Raw genomic sequence first — 19,967 nt, 5'->3', positions numbered from 1 at the left:
CAAAAGTTCATTATTATTTTAAAAAATCAGATTTAGAAAACAATTATTAAGGGATTAGAAATGAGCGGCTTGTAGAGATGAAAGTAAAATCTTAATGGCAGCAGATGGACTCAACCTGAATGTTTCGAAACAGATCTGTCCAAAGGTTTGAACAGATCTGGATATTTAAAAATAAAACACTTAACTGAAAATCATAGATTAGAAATCTGACATGCTCATTAAACTGGCATTGCCGCCAGCTGCTGCTGTATTGTTACTGACAACACGCTCAAGCATTAAACGCTCTATAGGTATAGCATAATCACCTGATTTTAGATGAACGATGTTGATCATTGGGCCTTGATGCTGAGCAATATCTTGTTGTAATACCAGTAAAGCATCCGTATTACCATGATGCAGGGCGAGATCAAAATCACCTGATTGTAGTTGCGTAATTTTATGGAAATACGCAGCAAGAGCAGGTGGCATCAATTGAGTTAAGCGCATAGCCATTTGATGCTGCTCACTGATCACGACTTGACTGCCTAAGTTCAGCACCACCGCAAACTGTTGAATGAGATCTTCTTCTTGATTCGCTATACATAAAATTCGTGTACGTGCGATCATTTGATATGTATTTGACTCACCTGTAGGTCCAATCAGTTGCAGTACTTGCGCAGCATCAATCGGTGCATGTTCAGCTAACTGAAGCGAAGGGAAGTACTGAGATACCCACTGTTGATATAATTGTATGACAGCTGATGAAGGGTGATCCTGCTGCTGTGTGTTGTAGGTAGCAAAAGGTGGACTTAACTGCTTATGACTACAGTGGTGCATGAGGCGATACAGGTAAAGTGGCCCACCTGCCTTAGGTCCTGTGCCTGATAAGCCTTCACCGCCAAAGGGTTGTACACCGACAACGGCACCCACCATGTTACGATTGATATAAAGATTACCGACCTTCGCATATTGTTTGACACAATCGATATGCTGCTCAAGGCGGCTATGCAGCCCCATCGTCAGGCCATAACCTTTGGCATTAATTTCCTCAACTAAGCTCTTGATTTGTCCTTGTTTAAAGTAAATTACATGTAAGACAGGGCCAAAAATTTCTTCTTGCAATTCATCTAGTGTAGAAAGCTCAATCAAGGTCGGTGCAACGAAAGTACCGTGATCGGGTTGTTGTAAGAGGTGTTCTGGGCATTGATAGACAGGGCAGCCTTTTTTTCTCAGCTTTTCAATGTGGTTGAGAATATTTTGCTGTGCTTCAATATCGATAACTGGACCGATATCGGTATTTAAATGAGAGGGTTGACCTAAACTTAATTGCTGCATTGCGCCTTTGAGCATTTCTAGTAATGTATGGGCATTGTCTTGTTGTACACAGAGTAAACGTAATGCAGAACAACGTTGCCCAGCACTGTCAAAAGCGGATTGAATAATGTCAGTCACCGCTTGTTCGTTGAGTGCTGAAGAGTCAACAATCATCGCATTTTGTCCAGCGGTTTCCGCGACTAATGTGACGGGTTGAGCATGTTGACTGACTCGCTGTGCTAGTGTTTGTTGTAAAAGTTTCGCTACAGCAGTTGAACCTGTAAACAGAATAGCTTGGATACGTGGGTCTGCACTGAGTTGGGCTGCAACGATTTCACCTGCTCCAGGTAACATTTGTATGACTGTCTGTGGTACACCAGCTTGCCATAAACACTGGATAGCAAATGCGGCAACCAAAGGCGTTTGCTCAGCAGGTTTGGCGATTACGGTATTTCCAGCGAGTAACGAGGCACTGATTTGACCTAAGAAAATCGCCAATGGAAAATTCCATGGGCTAATACAGAGCACAGGACCAAGTGGCTCGATCTGTGTATCTGTCGTGAGATTTTGTATTTGCGCTGCATAATAGCGCATGAAATCAATGGCTTCTCTAACTTCAGCAAGGGCATTGCTATAGGTTTTGCCACTTTCACGTGACAAGAGTACCAAAAGTTCTGTGAGCTGATCGCTGAGCAGATCGGCAGCACGTAACAAACACATACCACGATCATGGCGAGACCAGTTGGCCCATGTGTGCTGTATTGTGCAGGCGTTGATGAGGGCTTGTTCTACATGATCAGCATGTGCCAGTTGTACAGTACCTACACAATCTAGATGGTTTGCCGGATTAAGGATCTCAACGTGCTGTGTACAATGAATAGCTTCAAGTTGTTCACCCATGGGTCCTGCATGCCATTTTTTGTTTTTTAGCTGTATCGCCACTCGATCAAGCTCAGCTAGATTGTGTTCATCATCTAGGTCAAAACCTAAAGCATTCACACGTAATGCACCATATAACTGTGGTGGAAGCGTAATATTACGGTGGACTTGCCCAGGATCAGCACCTTTTTCAGTGTGATTTAAAATATCGTCATGTGGATCCGTAATGAGCTCACTGAGTTGAATTGTTTTGTCATTGATGCGATGGACAAAAGAGGTATTGGCTCCATTTTCAAGCAAGCGTCTAACTAAATATGCTAAAAGGGTTTTATGGCTGCCTACAGGAGCATAGATTCGACAAGGAATCCCCAGTTTGTTCTGTTCAATTGAGCCAACGACTTGTTCATATAAAGGCTCACCCATGCCGTGTAAGCACTGTAGTTCATACTGGCCATGTGTATAGGGTTGATTGGAGGCGGCTAAAGTATAAACTGTTGCAAGCGTATGGGCGTTATGCGTGGCAAATTGCGGGTAAATGTGTTCTGTTGCCATTAATAGTTTTTTTGCACAAATAATATAGGACAGATCGGTATGCGCTTTTTGAGTAAATACAGGGAAACCAGATAAACCATCAATTTGCGCTTTTTTTACTTCACTGTCCCAATAAGCACCTTTGACCAAGCGAATCATTAGACGTCGCTTACTGCGTTTGGCAAGATCAATGACATAGTCAACCACAGCATGGCCACGTTTTTGATAAGCTTGTAATACAAAGCCTATACCTTGCCATTGTTCTAAAGCAGGTTCAAAACATAGACGTTCAAGTAAGTTCAGTGAAATTTCGAGGCGTTCAGTTTCTTCAGCATCAATATTGAGCCCAATATTGTATTGTTTGGCTAAGCAGGCCAATTCCAAAATCCGAGGATATAGTTCTTGTTGTACCCGCTCAACCTGAGCACGTTGATAACGAGGGTGTAAGGCGGAGAGCTTAATTGAAATCCCTGCACCTGCATAAACGTCTAAATCTTGAGTGGCTTGACCAATACAGTGAATTGCATGGACATAATCTTGATAATATCGTTGAGCATCTTGCTCAGTTAAAGCCGCCTCACCCAACATATCATAAGAATAGCGAAAGCCTTGTTGCTCAAGTCGTTTAGCATTGTGTAATGCCTCTTCAATCGTTTCGCCCATGACAAATTGTTCGCCCATCATTTCAATCGCTGTGTGAACAGCTTTACGAATGATGCCACGTCCACAGCGTTCAATGATTTGTGTTAGCAGGCCAGATAAGGACTGGGATCGAGGTTGCATGAGTTTGCCTGTTAGCATCAATCCCCATGCTGCTGCGTTGACAAAGACTAATTTGCTATTGCCAAGGTGTTGTTTCCAGTTGCCTTGATTGATTTTGTCACGGATCAGTTCATCTCGAGTGGCTTGATCGGGTATCCGTAACAAGGCTTCAGCCAAACACATGAGCGCAATACCTTCATCAGAAGATAAAGAAAACTCCTGTAACAGCCCTTGAATGATATCCACTTTTGCAGCGCTATTTTCTCTATCGCGTAAGTGCTGTGAGAGTTTAAGCGCTAATTCGGTGACTCGTTGGCGTGTTTCAGTGCAAATATCATATTGAGTCAGCAGGTACTTTACGCATTCACTTTCTGTGATGCTGCCAGCATGATGAATGGCCAGTTGTAGAGGGCTTTGATTTCTAAAGGTCGAAATATAACCGTGAGTATCATTAGAGCGCGCTTGCGATTGTAAACTGTCCATCTTTAGTCATCCTGCTTTTAATACGATATTGTTGTGCGTTTAAATTTTTATTAATAATTACAGAAAAAATAGCGAATAACAGACTATAATTTTTACATTATATAGTGATTAATTGTGTGAAAGTGAGTGTTTAAGGATGATTACTCTGGATCGTATTGATATCAAACTGTTAGAGTTATTGCAAAATGATGGTCGGATTTCAAATATTAAGTTGGCTGAGTTAGTTAATCTATCAGCGACAGCTGTGCTCTCTAGGGTACAGAAGTTAGATCGAGAGGGATATATATTAGGTTATGAGGCTAAACTTAATCCAGAACTATTGGATAAAAGTTTTGTAGTTTTTGTTGAAATCTCATTAGACAAAACAACCCCCAATGCTTTAGATGAGTTTTCAAAAGCAGTGCTGACCTATCCTGAGATTATTGAGTGTCATATGGTGAGTGGTGGTTTCGATTTCTTGGTGAAAATCCGGTGTCAAAATATGGAAGAGTTTCGAAGAATATCTGGACAGGTTCTTTGGCAATTACCAGGGATAAGAGAAACACGAAGTTATCCTGTGATGGAAGTGATTAAAGAATCCAGTCGACTTGATTTAAAAAGCAAAGTAAAAAAAAGCTAGTATTTACATACTAGCTCATCATTTTTATTTTGGATGGTGTTTAAGTGAAATGAAGCAATGATTATTATTGTTTCATTTCTCTAATTTGTGCATGGTAGCTTTGATCAGCCTGATCGAAACGATCTAAAGTTTCTTGATCTGGTTGACGACCGAATAAACTCACGACGACAATACTGATCATTGAAAGAACAAAGCCAGGTAAAATCTCATAGATTCCCCAGTCAGCCATGGTATTTTTCCACACAATTACAGTCAGTGCACCGACAATAATACCTGCTAATGCACCATTACGTGTCATACGGCGCCAGAATAATGACATGATGATCAATGGACCAAAGGCAGCACCAAAACCTGCCCAAGCATAAGCGACCAGACCTAATACCTTGCTTTCAGGATTACTGGCTAAAATAATCGCCAAGAGTGCAATGGCTAAAACCATCATACGGCCAACCCAAACCAGCTCTTGCTGTGACGCATTCTTGCGGAAGAACCCCTTGTATAGGTCTTCAGTGAGTGTGGTTGAACAGACCAAAAGCTGACAACTCAAAGTACTCATAACCGCAGCTAAAATTGCAGCAAGAATAATCCCCACAATCCAAGGATTAAATAACAGCTTAGTCAGCTCCATAAATACCGTTTCAGGGTTGCTCTGTACAATACTGGCAAGCTCAGGGTGTTGTTGGAAGTATGCAATACCAATAAAACCAGCACCAACTGCACCAGTTAGACATAAAGTCATCCAAGTCATTCCAATACGTCGTGCAGCAGGAATCACTTTAACTGAGTCAGCAGCCATAAAACGCACTAAAATATGAGGTTGACCAAAATAGCCTAAGCCCCATGCTAGCGATGAGATAATCACCGCACCACTGACACCTGAAATCATATTCATGGCATGTGGGCGTGCTGTTTCTAATATCTGTGTAAAACTTTGTGCATTGGTATCAATTGCAAGATAAGCAAAGATGGGCGTTAGCAATAAGGCGAAAATCATTAGGCCTGCTTGGAACGTATCTGTCCAACTGATGGCTAAGAAACCACCAATACAAACATAACTAATAGTGGCTAAAGCACTAATCCATAACGCCGTGGTATACGACCAACCAAAAATGCTTTCAAATAAGCGCGCACCAGCAACCATGCCCGAAGCACAGTAGATTGCAAAAAATACAAGGATCACCAATGCTGAAATAATACGCAGTACTTTTCTTCGATCAGAGAAACGACCTGTAAAGTAATCTGGCAAGGTGAGGGCATTATTTTGAAATTCAGTATGTACGCGTAAACGACCAGCAACTAAAAGCCAGTTCATCCAAGCGCCGAGGATTAAGCCAATTGCAATCCAAGCCTCAGAGAGACCACTTAAATAGATTGCGCCTGGTAAACCCATTAAAAGCCAACCGCTCATATCTGAGGCGCCAGCTGAAAGTGCTGTAACTACACTTCCTAAACTACGGCCACCTAAAATATAGTCTGAAAAGTTATTGGTTGCTTTATAGGCATAAAGACCAATAGCAACCATGGCAATAATATAGAAAATAAATGTAATTAGTGTGGGGTTAAAATGATTCATGTACCCGTCCTTAATATGTTTGGGTGTAATGTTTATTCTGTGTAGGCTCAATTTTTTCCTAGAGAACGATTCAAACACAAAATGAAAATTACGCTCTGTAACATTTCTGCCGCGATTATAGGTTATTTGTGTAGTGAAATGTGAATTTTGCAATCCTAGCTGCTTGATTGTTATGCTTTGGCAGCCATTGTTGTATAAAATTAAAAATAGTCTTTATTATTCAGTATATTGATTTAATTTCATAGGCTTATTATGTGCCTGAACGTATAGCTGATCAGTGGTTTACTATACAAATTTATGAGTAATTTTTGCATTTTATTGACTGTTTTTGCAGTGAAAATATGATGGTTAAATGTCAATATGATTCTCAAATGACTGAGATTATATTTATATGAAATCAAATAGTTATTTGAGTTTTATCCGTAGAAAAGTTTGGATTTATTATTCGAAGAATAGCGTTTTTTTGAAAGTTTTTAACAATAAATTGCTTAATATGCTGGTTTGGGAAGTTTTAGGTCGAGTCCATGCTCAAGGTAAATTCAACATTTGTGCTTATTATTGGCGCAGGTCAGGCAGGTTTGGCAGCAGCATATTATCTACAGCAGCAAAATATTAATTTTGTGATAGTTGATGAGACTGATCGAATAGGAAACAGTTGGCGTAATCGCTATGCATCTTTAACGCTATTTACACCAAACCAATATAGCGCACTACCAGGTCTGGCACTTGCGGGACGTCCCAATGATTATGCGAGCAAAGATCAGTTCGTAGATTATTTAGAATCTTATGCAAATAAAATGAACTTTCCTATAAGACTTGGTTGTAAAGTACAATCTTTAACTCAATTAGAGTCAGGGGCTTATATTGCGCAGTTCAAGGATCAACAGGAGATTCAAGCAAGCCATGTGATTGTGGCGACAGGTGCATTTCAGCAGCCTATAATTGCTGAAGTTGCCCAACAATTTAATGACTCTGTATTACACTTTACTGCTGAAAGTATCGCGACTGGTCAGCATTTACCTGAAAATAGTCGAGTATTGGTGGTCGGTGATGGTGCATCTGGGCGAGATATTGCCGTCCTTATGCGGCAAAATAATTATGCTGTTTTATTGGCAACGGGTAAAAAAAGGAAGTTATTTCCAGAGCGGATATTGGGCAAATCAATTTGGTGGTGGTTGAAAAAACTGCATCTTTTACGCGCATCTCCCACTTCATTTCTCGGTCGATTGATGCGTAAACGTGATCCTTTTCCAAATCGAGAGCGCAGTCTATCTGATTTACAACAACTTGGAGTACAGTTGGTACCACGTTTAGTTGCGGCCCATGACAGCACCGCTATATTTCTTGATCAGCAGCAACATCAAATTAATGCTGTGATTTGGACTATTGGATATCAAGATGATTCGTCATGGTTGCAGATTAAACATGCGCTAACCGAACAAGGTGCCTTTATTCATCACGAAGGTGTATCCAATATCAAAAACTTATTTTATATCGGTAGACCTTGGCAAAGAAATCGTGCTTCAGCATTGATTATGGGCGTTGCTGATGATGCACAGCGGATTGTTGCTGCAATTTCAGCTAAGCGTTAATCTTGATGGCAAAGGAGATAAGGGTGTAGTCGTTCAATGGATTCATTTCAAACAAAAGTATTTGTAGCTGAAGAACACTGCTCGATGATAGGAACACAGTTACTTGCTCAAAGTCATCGCCATAGCGCCATACATATTGTTATTTCTTTGCAGAAACACACACCAATACAAGCTGTTGTGCAGGGGCAACGTATTGGGGTACAGGCGATGATGATTCAAAGCCACTGTCTACATGAGCTAAAAATTCAATCACCGTATTGGCTGGTATTGCTTAACCGTATGTCAACTTTAGGTATTTGTATAAATGCATTTTTAAAACAGCAGTCCACATCATATTTGAGTTTATCATTTGATGAAGCACAACTTGATCAGTTGTATACGGCGTGTCGAGATTTAGAAAATAAAGCAGAGTATTTGAAGTTGTGGCAGGTTTTAAAACAGTCATTACCTACCCATTTATGTCAGCTCGAACATCCCCCCTTAGATAAACGCATTATGCGGTTGATGCAGTTGAAGCATGACGTATTATTCATGGACAATAAAATTAACTGGTCACATATTCATGCTGATCTTAATTTGTCCACTAGCCGCTTTTCTCACTTGTTTAGTCAAACCACTGGAGGGACAGTTAAACAATATTTTTTGTTTAATCAACTGATGTTGGCGCTAACTGAAGTTGCCTCAGGAGGGAGCATAACCGCTGCAGCGATGAAGCATGGGTTTGATAGCCCTTCACATTTATCTAGCACGTGTAGAAAACTGATGGGGATTAAGCCAAGTGATGTAAAAAATATTAAATTTATTTAAAGTTCATTCTTAAAATGAAACAGCCAATGTTCGCATTACGCAAGACACTGGCTTTAGACTTTGACTTAACGACTTATTTTAAGAAGCGCTGATAGCCTAAGTTGTGGGTGATTTCCTCATACGGATAAGGAATGTTGTCATTCTTTTCTTGCGCATCTGTAGTGTCATTATCTTCAACACCAACTAAAACACGACCTTCAGCAGCACCATGATTACGATAGTGGAACAAAGTGATATTGTGAGATGGTCCAAGGTGTTCTAAGAAATTCAGTAAGGCACCAGGGCGCTCAGGAAACTCAACCCGGAACAAGCGCTCGTTTTCAATATTTGCATGTCCACCAATTAGATAGCGTATATGTAACTTCGCAACTTCGTCATCGGAAAGATCGTCAACGTCATATTGTGCTTTGAGTATTTCATGAATTTCATGACGCTCTTTTTCACCACCTTTTAGGCTGATCCCTACAAATACCTGCGCCAATTCAGAAGGAGAAGCACGGTAGTTGAATTCGGTAATATTACGGCCTTGCAGGCTACGGCAGAATGCCAAGAATGCACCTTTTTGCTCAGGTATAGTGACAGCAAAAATGGCTTCACGTTGTTCACCAAGCTCTGTACGCTCTGCGATATAACGTAAGCGGTCAAAGTTCATATTTGCGCCGCAAATAATCGAAACAATGTTCTTGCCTTTTAACTGATGTTGTTCTACATATTTTTTAATGCCAGCAAGTGCCATTGCACCTGATGGCTCAACAATGCTGCGGTTTTCATCGAAGGTGTCTTTGATTGCAGCACAAATCTCATCAGTATTAACTAAGACCACATCACGTTCGACGATAGGGCCGGATTGATCTGATTTTAATAGTTGAATGACTTCAAATGGTTTTTCACCGATTTGAGCAACAGCAGTACCATCAGCAAATAAACCTACCTGAGGTAAAATGACGCGTTTATTTTGCTCAAATGCTGCTTTGAGGCAGGCAGACTCATCGTATTCAACTGGAATAATTTTGACATGTGGGGCGACATCACCTAGGTAAGCTGCGACACCAGCAATTAGACCCCCACCACCAACAGCAACAAAAACATAATCGACATCTCGCCATTGACGTAAAATTTCATTGGCAATAGTACCTTGTCCAGCCATGACCAGTTCATCGTCATAAGGCGGAATAAAGGTGAGTCCTTCTTCTTCGGCTCGTTGAATTGCATATTTATTTGCAGCATCAAAAGCATCGCCATAGAGTACAACTTCACCACCTAAACGTTTTACCGCTTGAATTTTAATATCAGGCGTTGTTTTAGGCATCACAATAATTGCGCGAATACCGAGTTTTTGACCCGATAAAGCCACGCCTTGGGCATGGTTACCAGCTGAAGCAGTGATAACGCCACGTTGTAATTGTGATTTCTCTAGTTGACTAATACGGTTATAGGCACCGCGTAGCTTGAAGGAAAAGACCGGTTGCAAATCTTCACGTTTAAAACGAATGTCATTGTGTAGTCTTTCACTAATTCGTGGCGCTGCTTCGAGTGGGGTTTCGATTGCAACGTCATAGACTGTTGCCTGTAATATTTGTCGAACCAAACGAGACAGCATGTTAATTTTCCATCTAACAGTTTAAAATAGGCGGCTATTGTAACAAACCCTTGTGATTTGTCGCCTTAAATTTATGCGAAAATCACAAAATCAACGAATATTAATGAGTAAAGTCATGAGTCTATACGCTACCCAAGATGAAAAGAAACAAGCAGCTGCTGAGGCTGCTTTGAAACACTTACCTAAAGGGGGAATCTTGGGGGTCGGTACGGGGAGTACTGTTAATTTTTTAATCGAACTCTTGCCCCAGTTACAACTTGAGGCGGCAGTTGCAAGTTCTGAAGCAACTGCGCAGCGTTTGAAAAAACTCGGCATTGAAGTTGTAGATATGAATCATGTCGGTGGACTTGACGCGTATGTTGATGGTGCCGATGAAATCGACCGTCATTTACATATGATCAAAGGTGGTGGCGCAGCATTAACTCGTGAAAAAATTGTTGCCTCTATTGCTAAGAAATTTGTGTGTATCGTTGATGATTCAAAATGGGTGGAGCAACTTGGTCATGATTTCCCGTTACCAATTGAAGTGATTCCTATGGCACGCTCTGCGGTAGCACGTAAAATAGTGGCTATGGGCGGTGACCCTGTTTATCGTGAAGGAGTGGTGACAGATAACGGAAATGTGATATTAGATGTTTATAATCTCAATATTTTAAATGCTCTCGAACTTGAACGAAATATCAACGACATCCCTGGTGTGGTCACCAATGGGATTTTTGCGATCAATAAAGCCGATATTGCGATTGTTGCAACGAGTCAAGGCATTGAAGAGCGTGTAGCCATCTAATTCAGTGAGAACTCAAACCCAATGAGCATTTGTCAGGACCTACCTGAAATACAAATTGTTCGACATGCAAGGGCAAAACATTTGCGCTTGCGTGTTTATACCGATTCGATCCGATTGACTGTGCCTTTACGCTGTGGTCGACAGCAAATTGAAAATTTTTTAAAACAGTCTGAGTCTTGGTTGGTCGAAACTTGGCAGAAACAATATGACTCTACACAAGTACAATCACAAACATTGCCACAGCAGATTCAACTTTTTGATCACAACATCGCCATAGACATTGAATATGTGGCTCAAAAAGATTTGTTCATTTATTTGCCTGAACATAACATGTTACGTGTTGATCAAACGCAGGCAGAAATTGGACTGAAAACCTTTATATTGTCTTACGCCAAACATAAATTACCAAAATACTTAAGCCATCTTGCTCAAGAGCACGTAATCCCATTTGCAAAATGTAATATTCGTCATCCAAAAACGCGTTGGGGTAGTTGTAGTAGTCAGCACGATATTATGCTCAATGCTGCTTTGGTGCTGTATCCTCAAGCAGTGGTACGTTATGTATGTATTCATGAGTTGGCCCATACACGTCATTTCGACCATAGCCCAGCATTTTGGTCTGAGGTTGAAAAATTTGATATAAATTACAAACAACATCGAAAAATGTTAAAAACTATTGCACTTCCATATTGGTGGCATTATTCGGCAAAATTGTAAATCATCACGAGTAAAGCGGTGTAACTCAAATTATTGTTAAAAATTTCATAACCTCACGGCAAAACTGTTTTGCAAATGCTCAGTTCCTGTCATACTACAGCGTTATTTTATCTCAACTTTTAATGGGGTTAGCATTGTGATTACAGTGGGTATCGTTGGTGGAACAGGGTATACAGGCGTTGAATTATTGCGTCTTTTACTGCGTCACCCTAATGTCAATGTAAAAATTCTGACATCTAGAACTGAAGCGGGTCGTCGTGTTGATGAGATGTTCCCGAGCCTACGTGGTCATACTGATCTTGAATTTTCTGATTTAAAAATAGAAGCATTGCAGAAGTGTGATGTTGTCTTCTTTGCTACACCGCATGGTGTGGCGATGAATCATGCCGCAGATTTATTAAGTGCTGGTACAAAAGTGATTGATCTTGCAGCTGATTTTCGTTTGCAGGATCTTGAACAGTTTGAGAAATGGTATGGTTTAGAACATGCTTGCCCAGAGATATTAAAACAATCAGTGTATGGGCTTTGTGAACTTAATCGCGAAAAAATCAAACAAGCACAGGTCATTGGTAACCCTGGTTGTTATCCAACAACTGTACAGCTTGGTTTGGCGCCGCTTCTGCAAGCAAGTGAATTATTACTGAAACCTGAAAGTATTATTATCGATGCTAAATCTGGTGTTTCAGGTGCAGGGCGTAAAGCGAGTTTGGGGATGATCTACTCTGAAAATGCAGATAACTTTAAGGCTTATGGGGTTGCAGGTCATCGCCACCATCCTGAAATTGTCGAAGCACTTGGTCATATTTCTGCACATCAGGCTAATTTTGAATCCTTAATTTTTGTTCCACATTTGGTGCCGATGATTCGTGGTATGCTCAGTACCATTTATGTTGATTTAACAGAGCATGCTAAAGCGGTTGATTTACAAAAACTTTACCAAGATTTTTATCAGGGTGAACATTTTGTTGATGTTATGCCAGCGGGGAGCTCTCCTGAAACACGTAGTGTCCGCGGCGCAAACCAATTACGTATCGCTTTACATCAAATTCAAGCAAATAAGTTGATTGTTTTAGTTGCACAAGATAATTTGGTTAAGGGGGCAGCAGGACAAGCCATACAGAATATGAATTTAATGTTTAATTTCTCTGAAGATGCAGGTCTGCAGGGTATTGGTCTTTTACCTTAAATAACTTAGATATGACACAGCTTTCTTAATTGAAACTGAGAAAGCTGTTTGAACCCAAACATTACTAGAGACGACAATGCAAGACAACAAAGAACATAATGTCCCAGAAACAACGAGTAAGCTTAAGCAATCGTTGAAGCAGAGTTATACACCTTTGATTATTTCAGCTGTAGTATTGTCGCTAGGTAGTCTGATTTTAGGTTATACAGTAGGACATCGCCAAGGGCTGACTGTGGTTGGTTATGATGCTGATGCACAACAGTTGGTCGATGTGGTACAAAAGCAAAAAAATAATTTAGATGCGCTTAATAAAAATTTGAATACCGCTGTGCAGGAACGTGATGTTGCAGTGGAAAACTCCAATGAGCTTTATGCCGGCATGAATAAATTGAAGGCTGAAAAGTCTCAGTTGGATGGTTTAACATCAATTTATCGTGAAGTACTCAGAGAACGGGGTGGGTTGAGTTTATCTGTGCAAAACCTTGCAATCAAATCGCTTCCAGAAAATGCGTTTGAGTATCAGTTAGACTTGTTACAAGTTAGCCCAAATCATCGCCGTGCAACAGGTAGTGTGGAACTACGTTTGATCAATGGTGCTGAAGTGCTATTGATTCCACTTGAAAATAAAAGTTTCAATTTTGATGATTATGCACGTTTAACAGGTCGTTGGACGATGCCTAAAGGATTTACTCCACAATTTATTGAAGTTCGTTTAAGTGGCCCAACATCAGTGATTAAACGCTTTAGTTGGCAACGTGGTAAAGCAGTAGAAAATTTAGCGAGCTTTGCTTCGGAAATTCCGCAAGCAGAAGCCAATGTCCAGTAAGCAAAGAATTTTAGTGATATGAGCGGAATTAAACGTCAAATTTGTTTAGGTGAAGTGAAAAATTCATTTAATCAATCAGGTTATGTCGACTGGCATATTCATCCAGAAATCATGCCAGTAGCACATGATCCGTCAGAATTTGACGAGTCAGAGGGTGATGTTGCGGTCAAGACGGCACCTCCTCAATTAAAGTTGCCACCACTTTATGTGGTTGTGTTACTTAATGATGACTATACGCCAATGGATTTTGTAATTGAAATTTTACAACAATACTTTGCTTTAAATCTTGACCAAGCTACTCAAGTGATGCTAACAGTACATTACGAAGGAAAAGGTATCGCTGGTGTTTATCCGCGAGACATTGCGGAAACTAAAGCAAATATCGTTAATAATTATTCTCGTTCCCAAGGTTACCCATTACTTTGTCAGATCGAGCCAAAAGAATAGGGGGTTAGCATGCTTAGTCGTCAATTAGAGGTGTCTTTGCGTTTGGCTGTAAGCATGGCTCGTCAAAAGCGACATGAGTTTCTCACCGTTGAACATCTGCTATTAGCATTGCTCGATAATGATTCCGCTGTGAATACATTGAAAGCATGCGGTGCTGAGATTGTGAGTCTTCGTAAAGAGCTAGAAGAGTATGTTGAGCAACATACACCCAAGCTTTCAGAAAACAGTGAGCAAGCACCACATCCGACCGAAAGTTTTGATAGAATTTTGCAACGCGCAATATTCCATGTTCAGTCGAGTGGTAGCGACCGTACTGTTGAAGGTGCTGATGTATTGGTTGCGATGTACTCTGAACGTGATTCATTTGCTATATATTTATTAAAACGTCATCAAATCAATCGATTAACTTTAACTCAATACTTATCTCATGGTGCCCGTAAAGATGAGATTCCAGTAGAAGAAGAAGCCGATGAGGTGGACTCGGATATTAGTACCTCAGCAAATGCTGGTCCATTAGAGTTATATACTTTAAATCTCAATCATGAAGCACAAAAAGGCAAAACAGACCCTTTAATTGGTCGAGAAAAAGAAATAGAACGTGCTGCACAAATTTTATGTCGTCGACGTAAAAACAATCCATTATTGGTGGGTGATCCTGGTGTTGGTAAAACTTCGATTGCTGAAGGTTTAGCTTGGCTGATTGTCAATGGTAAAGCACCAAAACCGCTCGCGAGTACTGAGATTTATAGTTTAGATATTGGTGCATTGGTTGCAGGTACGAAATATCGTGGCGACTTTGAAAAACGTTTAAAGCAGCTGTTAAATACTTTAAAGAAAAAGCCAGATGCAGTTTTATTTATTGATGAAATCCATATGATTATCGGTGCTGGTTCCAGCATGGGCAGTACGATGGATGCTTCAAATTTGATTAAACCTGCCTTGGCAAATGGTAGCTTACGTTGCATTGGTTCAACGACTTTCCAAGAATACCGTCAAGTTTTTGAAAAAGATCATGCACTTTCGCGTCGTTTCCAAAAAATTGATGTCAATGAACCATCGATTTCTGAAACTATTGATATTTTACGTGGTTTGAAATCTAAGTTTGAAGAATTTCATCATGTGGAATATGACGATCAGGCTTTGGTATCAGCAGTTGAATTATCAGCTAAATTTATCAATGATCGTTTCTTACCAGATAAGGCAATTGATGTCATTGATGAGGCTGGTGCACAACGTCGTTTGAAAACTGATGCGGAAAACCGTGTGATTTCAGTTGAAAATATTGAAGATATTGTTTCTAAAATTGCACGTATTCCACCTAAAACAGTATCGAATGATGATAAAACTGTATTAAGCAATTTAGAGCGTGATTTAAAACGTGTAGTCTTCGGTCAAGATGAAGCAATTACGGCGTTGTCTTCGGCAATTAAGTTATCACGTGCTGGTTTAAAAGCACCAGATAAACCTGTGGGGAGCTTTGTTTTTGCTGGCCCAACAGGGGTGGGTAAAACTGAAGTTACTAAACAATTGGCAAAATTACTTGGTGTAGAACTAGTACGTTTTGATATGTCTGAATACATGGAACGCCATGCAGTTTCTAGACTCATTGGTGCTCCTCCAGGCTATGTAGGTTTTGATCAAGGTGGCCTGTTAACGGATATGATTCATAAAAATCCGCACTGTGTTCTATTACTTGATGAAATTGAAAAAGCACATCCAGATGTATTTAACTTGTTATTGCAAGTAATGGATCATGGTTCATTAACAGATAATAATGGCCGAAAATCTGATTTTAGAAATGTCATTATCGTATTAACTACCAATATTGGTGCTGAAAGTATTTCACGCAGTAGTATTGGCTTTACAGAGCAAGATAACAGTAAAGATAACCAAGAAGCGATGAAGCGTGCTTTTTCACCAGAATTCCGTAACCGTTTAGATGCAACTATTCAGTTTAAAGCATTGCCAATGTCTGTGATCGAGTCCGTGGTAGATAAATTCTTAACTGAATTACAGGCACAGCTTGATGACAAGAAAGTGGTATTGGATGTTGATCAATCTGCTCGTGATTGGCTAGCTGAAAATGGCTACGATCGTTACATGGGTGCACGTCCTATGCAGCGTCTCATTCAAGAACATTTGAAAAAGCCATTAGCTGAAATGATTTTGTTTGGTGAATTGGCTGATCATGGTGGTAATGTTGCAGTTTCAGTGAAAACTGAAAATGGGCAATCTGTAGGTTTGAAACTTGAGGTTTTTGAAGATCAAGCTGCTGAACCCGCATAATGACCCGTGAAATTGTTTGACGATAACCCGTGAATTATTTACGGGTTATTTTTTGTTTACTGAAATATGGGAAATATTGATGTCCAATGTATTGACGACTTTTGTTTTATTTTTTCTGACGGCTATTGCAGAAATACTGGGTTGTTATTTTCCTTATTTAATCTTAAATCAGGGGCGTAGCCATTGGTTATGGTTACCTACAATACTTAGTCTTGCGGTATTTGTGTGGTTATTAACATTGCATCCAGCTGCATCTGGACGAATCTATGCTGCATATGGTGGCATATATGTATGCACTGCATTGCTATGGTTGAAGTATGTCGATCAAATAAGCCTAAGCCGTTGGGATTTGATCGGGGGGCTGGTCGTAGTGACTGGGGCCGCAATGATTATTTTACAGCCCAATGGTTTAATACGTTAGTGAAGAAGGGCGAAGCAATATGCCTAACCCGCTAAGCCTTCACGACGCTGATGCTGTGTGACATGTAAAAACATGGTGTAGCTATCTGCTGGATGGGTGACACCAGCTTGGTCTAAAGCACGGGCAATAGATCCACGGTGGTAGCTCCCATGATTAATAATATGAAATAAAATCTCTTGAATTTGCATTGAGCCTTTTTGCTGATCAGTGAAAGTAAAATCAATGAATTGCTCTAACTGCTGGCATTGGATCTGTTGTACATAGTCTAGATAATCTTCGTCTGAGTGGGTGAGTCGAAGTGCTAATTGCTTAAAATCTGGCACGATTTCACTATTGGTTTTTGGATGGGGTTGTTTTTGTTGTTTTAGACGTGCTCGAAATAGATCCTCAATAATAAGCATATGATTGAGTTGCTGACAGATAAATGCATACTGTTCAGCAAATTTACCCTGATCAATTTGCTGGATTGCATTTAGCATACGTTGATCTGACCATTGTTTATATTGAAATTGGCTTAAAAGCATCGGTATTCTCTTACGGTAATTGAGCAATTCAGGTGGGCCACACCACGCATTATTGTAACTTTAAATATAATTGAAAGCTGCTGAAAATATTCTGGCTATTGCGATTTTATTTATTTGGATATTCTTCGTTAAATAAGCGTGTTGGATATAATGGGATAAATATTTTATTTAAAACACGTCTTATTAGAAAATATAATTAACAATATCTAAACTAGAGCGAATATAAGTTATCTTCTAGATATATACGCTATGTGTTTATATTTTGTGCTCTGAATTTCGCTATAGCTTGAGTATTCGATAAATATCATCTAAATCTATTTGTCTTACATAAACCACTATGCTTGAGTGGGTTATAGAAAAGGTTTATAAAATGATAAAAGGCTTTGTCATGACAAAACCTTTTATCTTGATTTGATTCTAACTACAGATTAATTCGCTTTTAAATTTTCATTAATTAAAAACTCAACCAACGCTTTTTGTGCATGTAATCGGTTTTCAGCTTCATCCCATACTACTGAACTCTTATGCGTGAGCATGTTTTCTGAAATCTCCTCACCTCGATGCGCAGGTAAGCAGTGCATAAACAAACAGTCAGGATTTGCAAATTCAACAAGTTTTTCATTAACTTGATAGTCTGCAAAAGCTTTTTCACGTATTTTTTGTTCTTCTTCTTGGCCCATACTTGCCCAGACGTCGGTCACAATCAGGTCAGCTTGAGTTGCAGCAGCTTCAGCACTATCAACCAATTCAACACAGTGGCTAAATGGGGCTAAGAATTTCTCTTTCGGCTCATAACCTTTAGGTGAAGCGATTTTAAGTTTAAAACCCCACATATGTGCTGCTTCAATATATGAATTACACATATTATTGCCATCACCAATCCATGCAACTGTTTTGCCTTTGATTGATCCACGATGTTCAACAAATGTTTGAATATCCGCAAGTAGTTGGCATGGATGGTGATCATCGGTTAATGCATTGATGACAGGTACGCTTGAGTTTTCGGCGAAACGCTCAACGATTTCATGTCCGAAAGTACGAATCATGACAATGTCTAACATACTCGAAATTACACGTGCAGAATCTTCAATCGGTTCACCGCGACCAAGTTGAGTATCGCGTGATGAAAGAAAAATCGCACTGCCGCCAAATTGGGTCATACCTGCTTCAAATGAAACACGTGTTCGTGTGCTCGATTTTTCAAAAATCATTCCCATTACTTTGCCAACGAAGGGCTGATAAACTTGGTGTTGATGTTGCATTTTTTTCAATTCTAATGCACGTTGAATAACTTGATTTAGTTCGTCAGTGTTTAAATCAGCTAAAGTAAGAAAATGTCTGAGAGCCATGGTTACTCCACAATAATAAGTGCCAGCCAAAAACAAAAAAGCCAACACACTATTGTTGGTTTGTAGGAAGTTAAAAAGGATAATCGATCAATATACTATAGATTATGTTTGCTGTGCAAAATTTTAAACTCTTTGGTGTCCATCGAGAAAACGGTCTACGCTATATTCAAAATATTCATTTATTTCAGCATCTGTTTTTTTAATCTCGATTCCCATAATTGTTTTCCATTCTAAATGACGAATGATTCCAATATATATTTGAGCGGAAAATAAAGGTTTGGGGCAATACAAGATTTTTTGATTATGTGCATTTTCTAATACTTTGGCGATCGTCGCTTGAATATGCTTTGGCCCTTGTTCGTGAATATAGAGTGCAAACTCAGGAGTAGCTTGAGTTCGTTCGACAATCAAGCGAATAAATGCAGCATTTTCAGGGTCAAGTAAATGAATATAAAAATTATTTAAATTCTGAATTAAATAATCACGTAGGTCATTCTTACTTTGCTCAAAGGCGGGACAAATATCTTGAAAGAACATAGCACGACGATAATCACAAATGGCAATAAATAAACCTTCTTTACTACCAAAGTACTTATAAATCGAGGTCTTAGAGCCACCAGCATGATTGACGATATCATCTAATGACACCGCATCATAACCGCGTTCAAGGAATAAAGTATTCGCACTGAGTAATAGCGCCAAGCGTCGTTCATGACCGCGACGAGTCAGAGGAAAGTCGCAGTTCGAAATCACCATTTGATCTAAACTAATTGCCATAACACAGTGAAAATAAAAATATAGAGAGCATTATATCAAACATGTCAAGGAATTTCAGGCTTATATCTAAGCATCTGTGTTTGATCAGATAATGAGTCAATTGAGTGGATTCATTATGCTAAAGTTTTAGCCAATGAACTGTAAAAGTGCATAGTTTTATAGCTATACTCGAAACTCTATTAATAGAGTAAGACTGTGGAAAGGAATTATGACAGAACAAGCGTCTGCAGGTCTAAGATTTAGACAAGCATTAGAAATCGAAAAGCCATTACAGATTATTGGAACTGTAAATGCCTATGCAGCCATGATGGCAAAACAAGTTGGCTATAAAGCGATTTATGTTTCAGGTGCAGGTGTTGCAAATTACTCTTATGGCTTACCAGACCTTGGTATGACCAGCTTAGACAACGTGCTTGAAGATGTACGCCGTATTACTGAACGTGTTGATACACCTTTGTTGGTTGATATCGATACCGGTTGGGGCGGTGCTTTCAATATTGCACGGACT

General features: G+C 39.7%; 17 protein-coding genes. 11 read left to right on the top strand and 6 right to left on the bottom strand.

The window, feature by feature from the left end:
• Window positions 1-198: 198 nt before the first annotated feature.
• Window positions 199-3,948, bottom strand: coding sequence for a bifunctional proline dehydrogenase/L-glutamate gamma-semialdehyde dehydrogenase PutA (gene putA / locus Aru01_RS08910; protein WP_016656427.1), 3,750 nt, complete (start codon window positions 3,946-3,948; stop codon window positions 199-201).
• 136 nt (window positions 3,949-4,084) lie between these two features.
• On the opposite strand from putA, the gene Aru01_RS08905 reads away from it, so the two are divergent.
• Window positions 4,085-4,567, top strand: a complete 483-nt coding sequence (locus Aru01_RS08905; RefSeq protein WP_016656426.1) for an Lrp/AsnC ligand binding domain-containing protein — start codon at window positions 4,085-4,087, stop codon at window positions 4,565-4,567.
• Window positions 4,568-4,631: 64 nt separating this feature from the next.
• Here Aru01_RS08905 and putP read toward each other — a convergent pair whose 3' ends face one another.
• Window positions 4,632-6,140, bottom strand: a complete 1,509-nt coding sequence (gene putP, locus Aru01_RS08900) for a sodium/proline symporter PutP (protein WP_016656425.1) — start codon at window positions 6,138-6,140, stop codon at window positions 4,632-4,634.
• A gap of 524 nt (window positions 6,141-6,664) precedes the next feature.
• Here putP and Aru01_RS08895 point away from each other — a divergent pair.
• Together Aru01_RS08895 and Aru01_RS08890 are read left to right on the top strand one after the other, a co-directional pair.
• Window positions 6,665-7,732 (top strand): flavin-containing monooxygenase, encoded by a 1,068-nt coding sequence (locus tag Aru01_RS08895; RefSeq protein ID WP_016656424.1) that lies wholly within the window; start codon window positions 6,665-6,667, stop codon window positions 7,730-7,732.
• A 36-nt stretch (window positions 7,733-7,768) separates the two neighbouring features.
• Window positions 7,769-8,539 (top strand): helix-turn-helix domain-containing protein, encoded by a 771-nt coding sequence (locus Aru01_RS08890; protein ID WP_016656423.1) that lies wholly within the window; start codon window positions 7,769-7,771, stop codon window positions 8,537-8,539.
• 73 nt (window positions 8,540-8,612) lie between these two features.
• Here Aru01_RS08890 and ilvA read toward each other — a convergent pair whose 3' ends face one another.
• A complete protein-coding gene (gene ilvA, locus Aru01_RS08885) occupies window positions 8,613-10,139 on the bottom strand; it encodes a threonine ammonia-lyase, biosynthetic (protein WP_016656422.1) in 1,527 nt (508 codons plus the stop codon).
• Window positions 10,140-10,254: 115 nt separating this feature from the next.
• Here ilvA and rpiA point away from each other — a divergent pair, with 115 nt between their 5' ends.
• The 7 genes from rpiA (at window position 10,255) to Aru01_RS08850 (ending at window position 16,809) form a co-directional block, all read left to right on the top strand.
• The gene (rpiA, locus tag Aru01_RS08880; RefSeq protein WP_016656421.1) at window positions 10,255-10,926 is read left to right on the top strand and encodes a ribose-5-phosphate isomerase RpiA; all 672 of its coding nucleotides are present in this window, start codon (window positions 10,255-10,257) and stop codon (window positions 10,924-10,926) included.
• Between the two features lie 21 nt (window positions 10,927-10,947).
• On the top strand, window positions 10,948-11,643 hold the full coding sequence (locus tag Aru01_RS08875) for a M48 family metallopeptidase (protein ID WP_016656420.1): 696 nt from the start codon (window positions 10,948-10,950) through the stop codon (window positions 11,641-11,643).
• Window positions 11,644-11,779: 136 nt separating this feature from the next.
• A complete protein-coding gene (argC, locus tag Aru01_RS08870) occupies window positions 11,780-12,829 on the top strand; it encodes an N-acetyl-gamma-glutamyl-phosphate reductase (protein WP_016656419.1) in 1,050 nt (349 codons plus the stop codon).
• A 76-nt stretch (window positions 12,830-12,905) separates the two neighbouring features.
• Entirely contained in the window at window positions 12,906-13,655 is a 750-nt protein-coding gene (locus Aru01_RS08865; protein WP_016656418.1) for a DUF6776 family protein, read from the top strand.
• Between the two features lie 18 nt (window positions 13,656-13,673).
• The gene (clpS, locus tag Aru01_RS08860; RefSeq protein ID WP_016656417.1) at window positions 13,674-14,102 is read left to right on the top strand and encodes an ATP-dependent Clp protease adapter ClpS; all 429 of its coding nucleotides are present in this window, start codon (window positions 13,674-13,676) and stop codon (window positions 14,100-14,102) included.
• 9 nt (window positions 14,103-14,111) lie between these two features.
• On the top strand, window positions 14,112-16,388 hold the full coding sequence (clpA, locus tag Aru01_RS08855) for an ATP-dependent Clp protease ATP-binding subunit ClpA (RefSeq protein WP_016656416.1): 2,277 nt from the start codon (window positions 14,112-14,114) through the stop codon (window positions 16,386-16,388).
• 79 nt (window positions 16,389-16,467) lie between these two features.
• Complete coding sequence (locus Aru01_RS08850) at window positions 16,468-16,809, top strand: YnfA family protein (protein ID WP_016656415.1); 342 nt, start codon at window positions 16,468-16,470, stop codon at window positions 16,807-16,809.
• 23 nt (window positions 16,810-16,832) lie between these two features.
• On the opposite strand, the gene Aru01_RS08845 is transcribed toward Aru01_RS08850, so the two are convergent.
• The 3 genes from Aru01_RS08845 to Aru01_RS08835 all read right to left on the bottom strand — a co-directional run bounded on the left by Aru01_RS08845 (window position 16,833) and on the right by Aru01_RS08835 (window position 19,459).
• Window positions 16,833-17,333: a DinB family protein gene (locus tag Aru01_RS08845; protein ID WP_016656414.1), complete on the bottom strand. Its 501-nt coding sequence runs from the start codon at window positions 17,331-17,333 to the stop codon at window positions 16,833-16,835.
• A 428-nt stretch (window positions 17,334-17,761) separates the two neighbouring features.
• A complete protein-coding gene (argF, locus tag Aru01_RS08840; RefSeq protein WP_016656413.1) occupies window positions 17,762-18,682 on the bottom strand; it encodes an ornithine carbamoyltransferase in 921 nt (306 codons plus the stop codon).
• Window positions 18,683-18,805: 123 nt separating this feature from the next.
• The gene (locus tag Aru01_RS08835; RefSeq protein WP_016656412.1) at window positions 18,806-19,459 is read right to left on the bottom strand and encodes a TetR/AcrR family transcriptional regulator; all 654 of its coding nucleotides are present in this window, start codon (window positions 19,457-19,459) and stop codon (window positions 18,806-18,808) included.
• Window positions 19,460-19,667: 208 nt separating this feature from the next.
• Here Aru01_RS08835 and Aru01_RS08830 point away from each other — a divergent pair.
• Window positions 19,668-19,967 (top strand): isocitrate lyase/phosphoenolpyruvate mutase family protein (locus Aru01_RS08830; protein WP_171248545.1); only part of this gene is annotated, 300 nt, incomplete at its 3' end.

Source organism: Acinetobacter rudis (assembly GCF_000829675.1).
Taxonomy (GTDB): Bacteria; Pseudomonadota; Gammaproteobacteria; order Pseudomonadales; family Moraxellaceae; genus Acinetobacter; species Acinetobacter rudis.
This window is presented reverse-complemented; position numbering and strand designations above follow the sequence as displayed.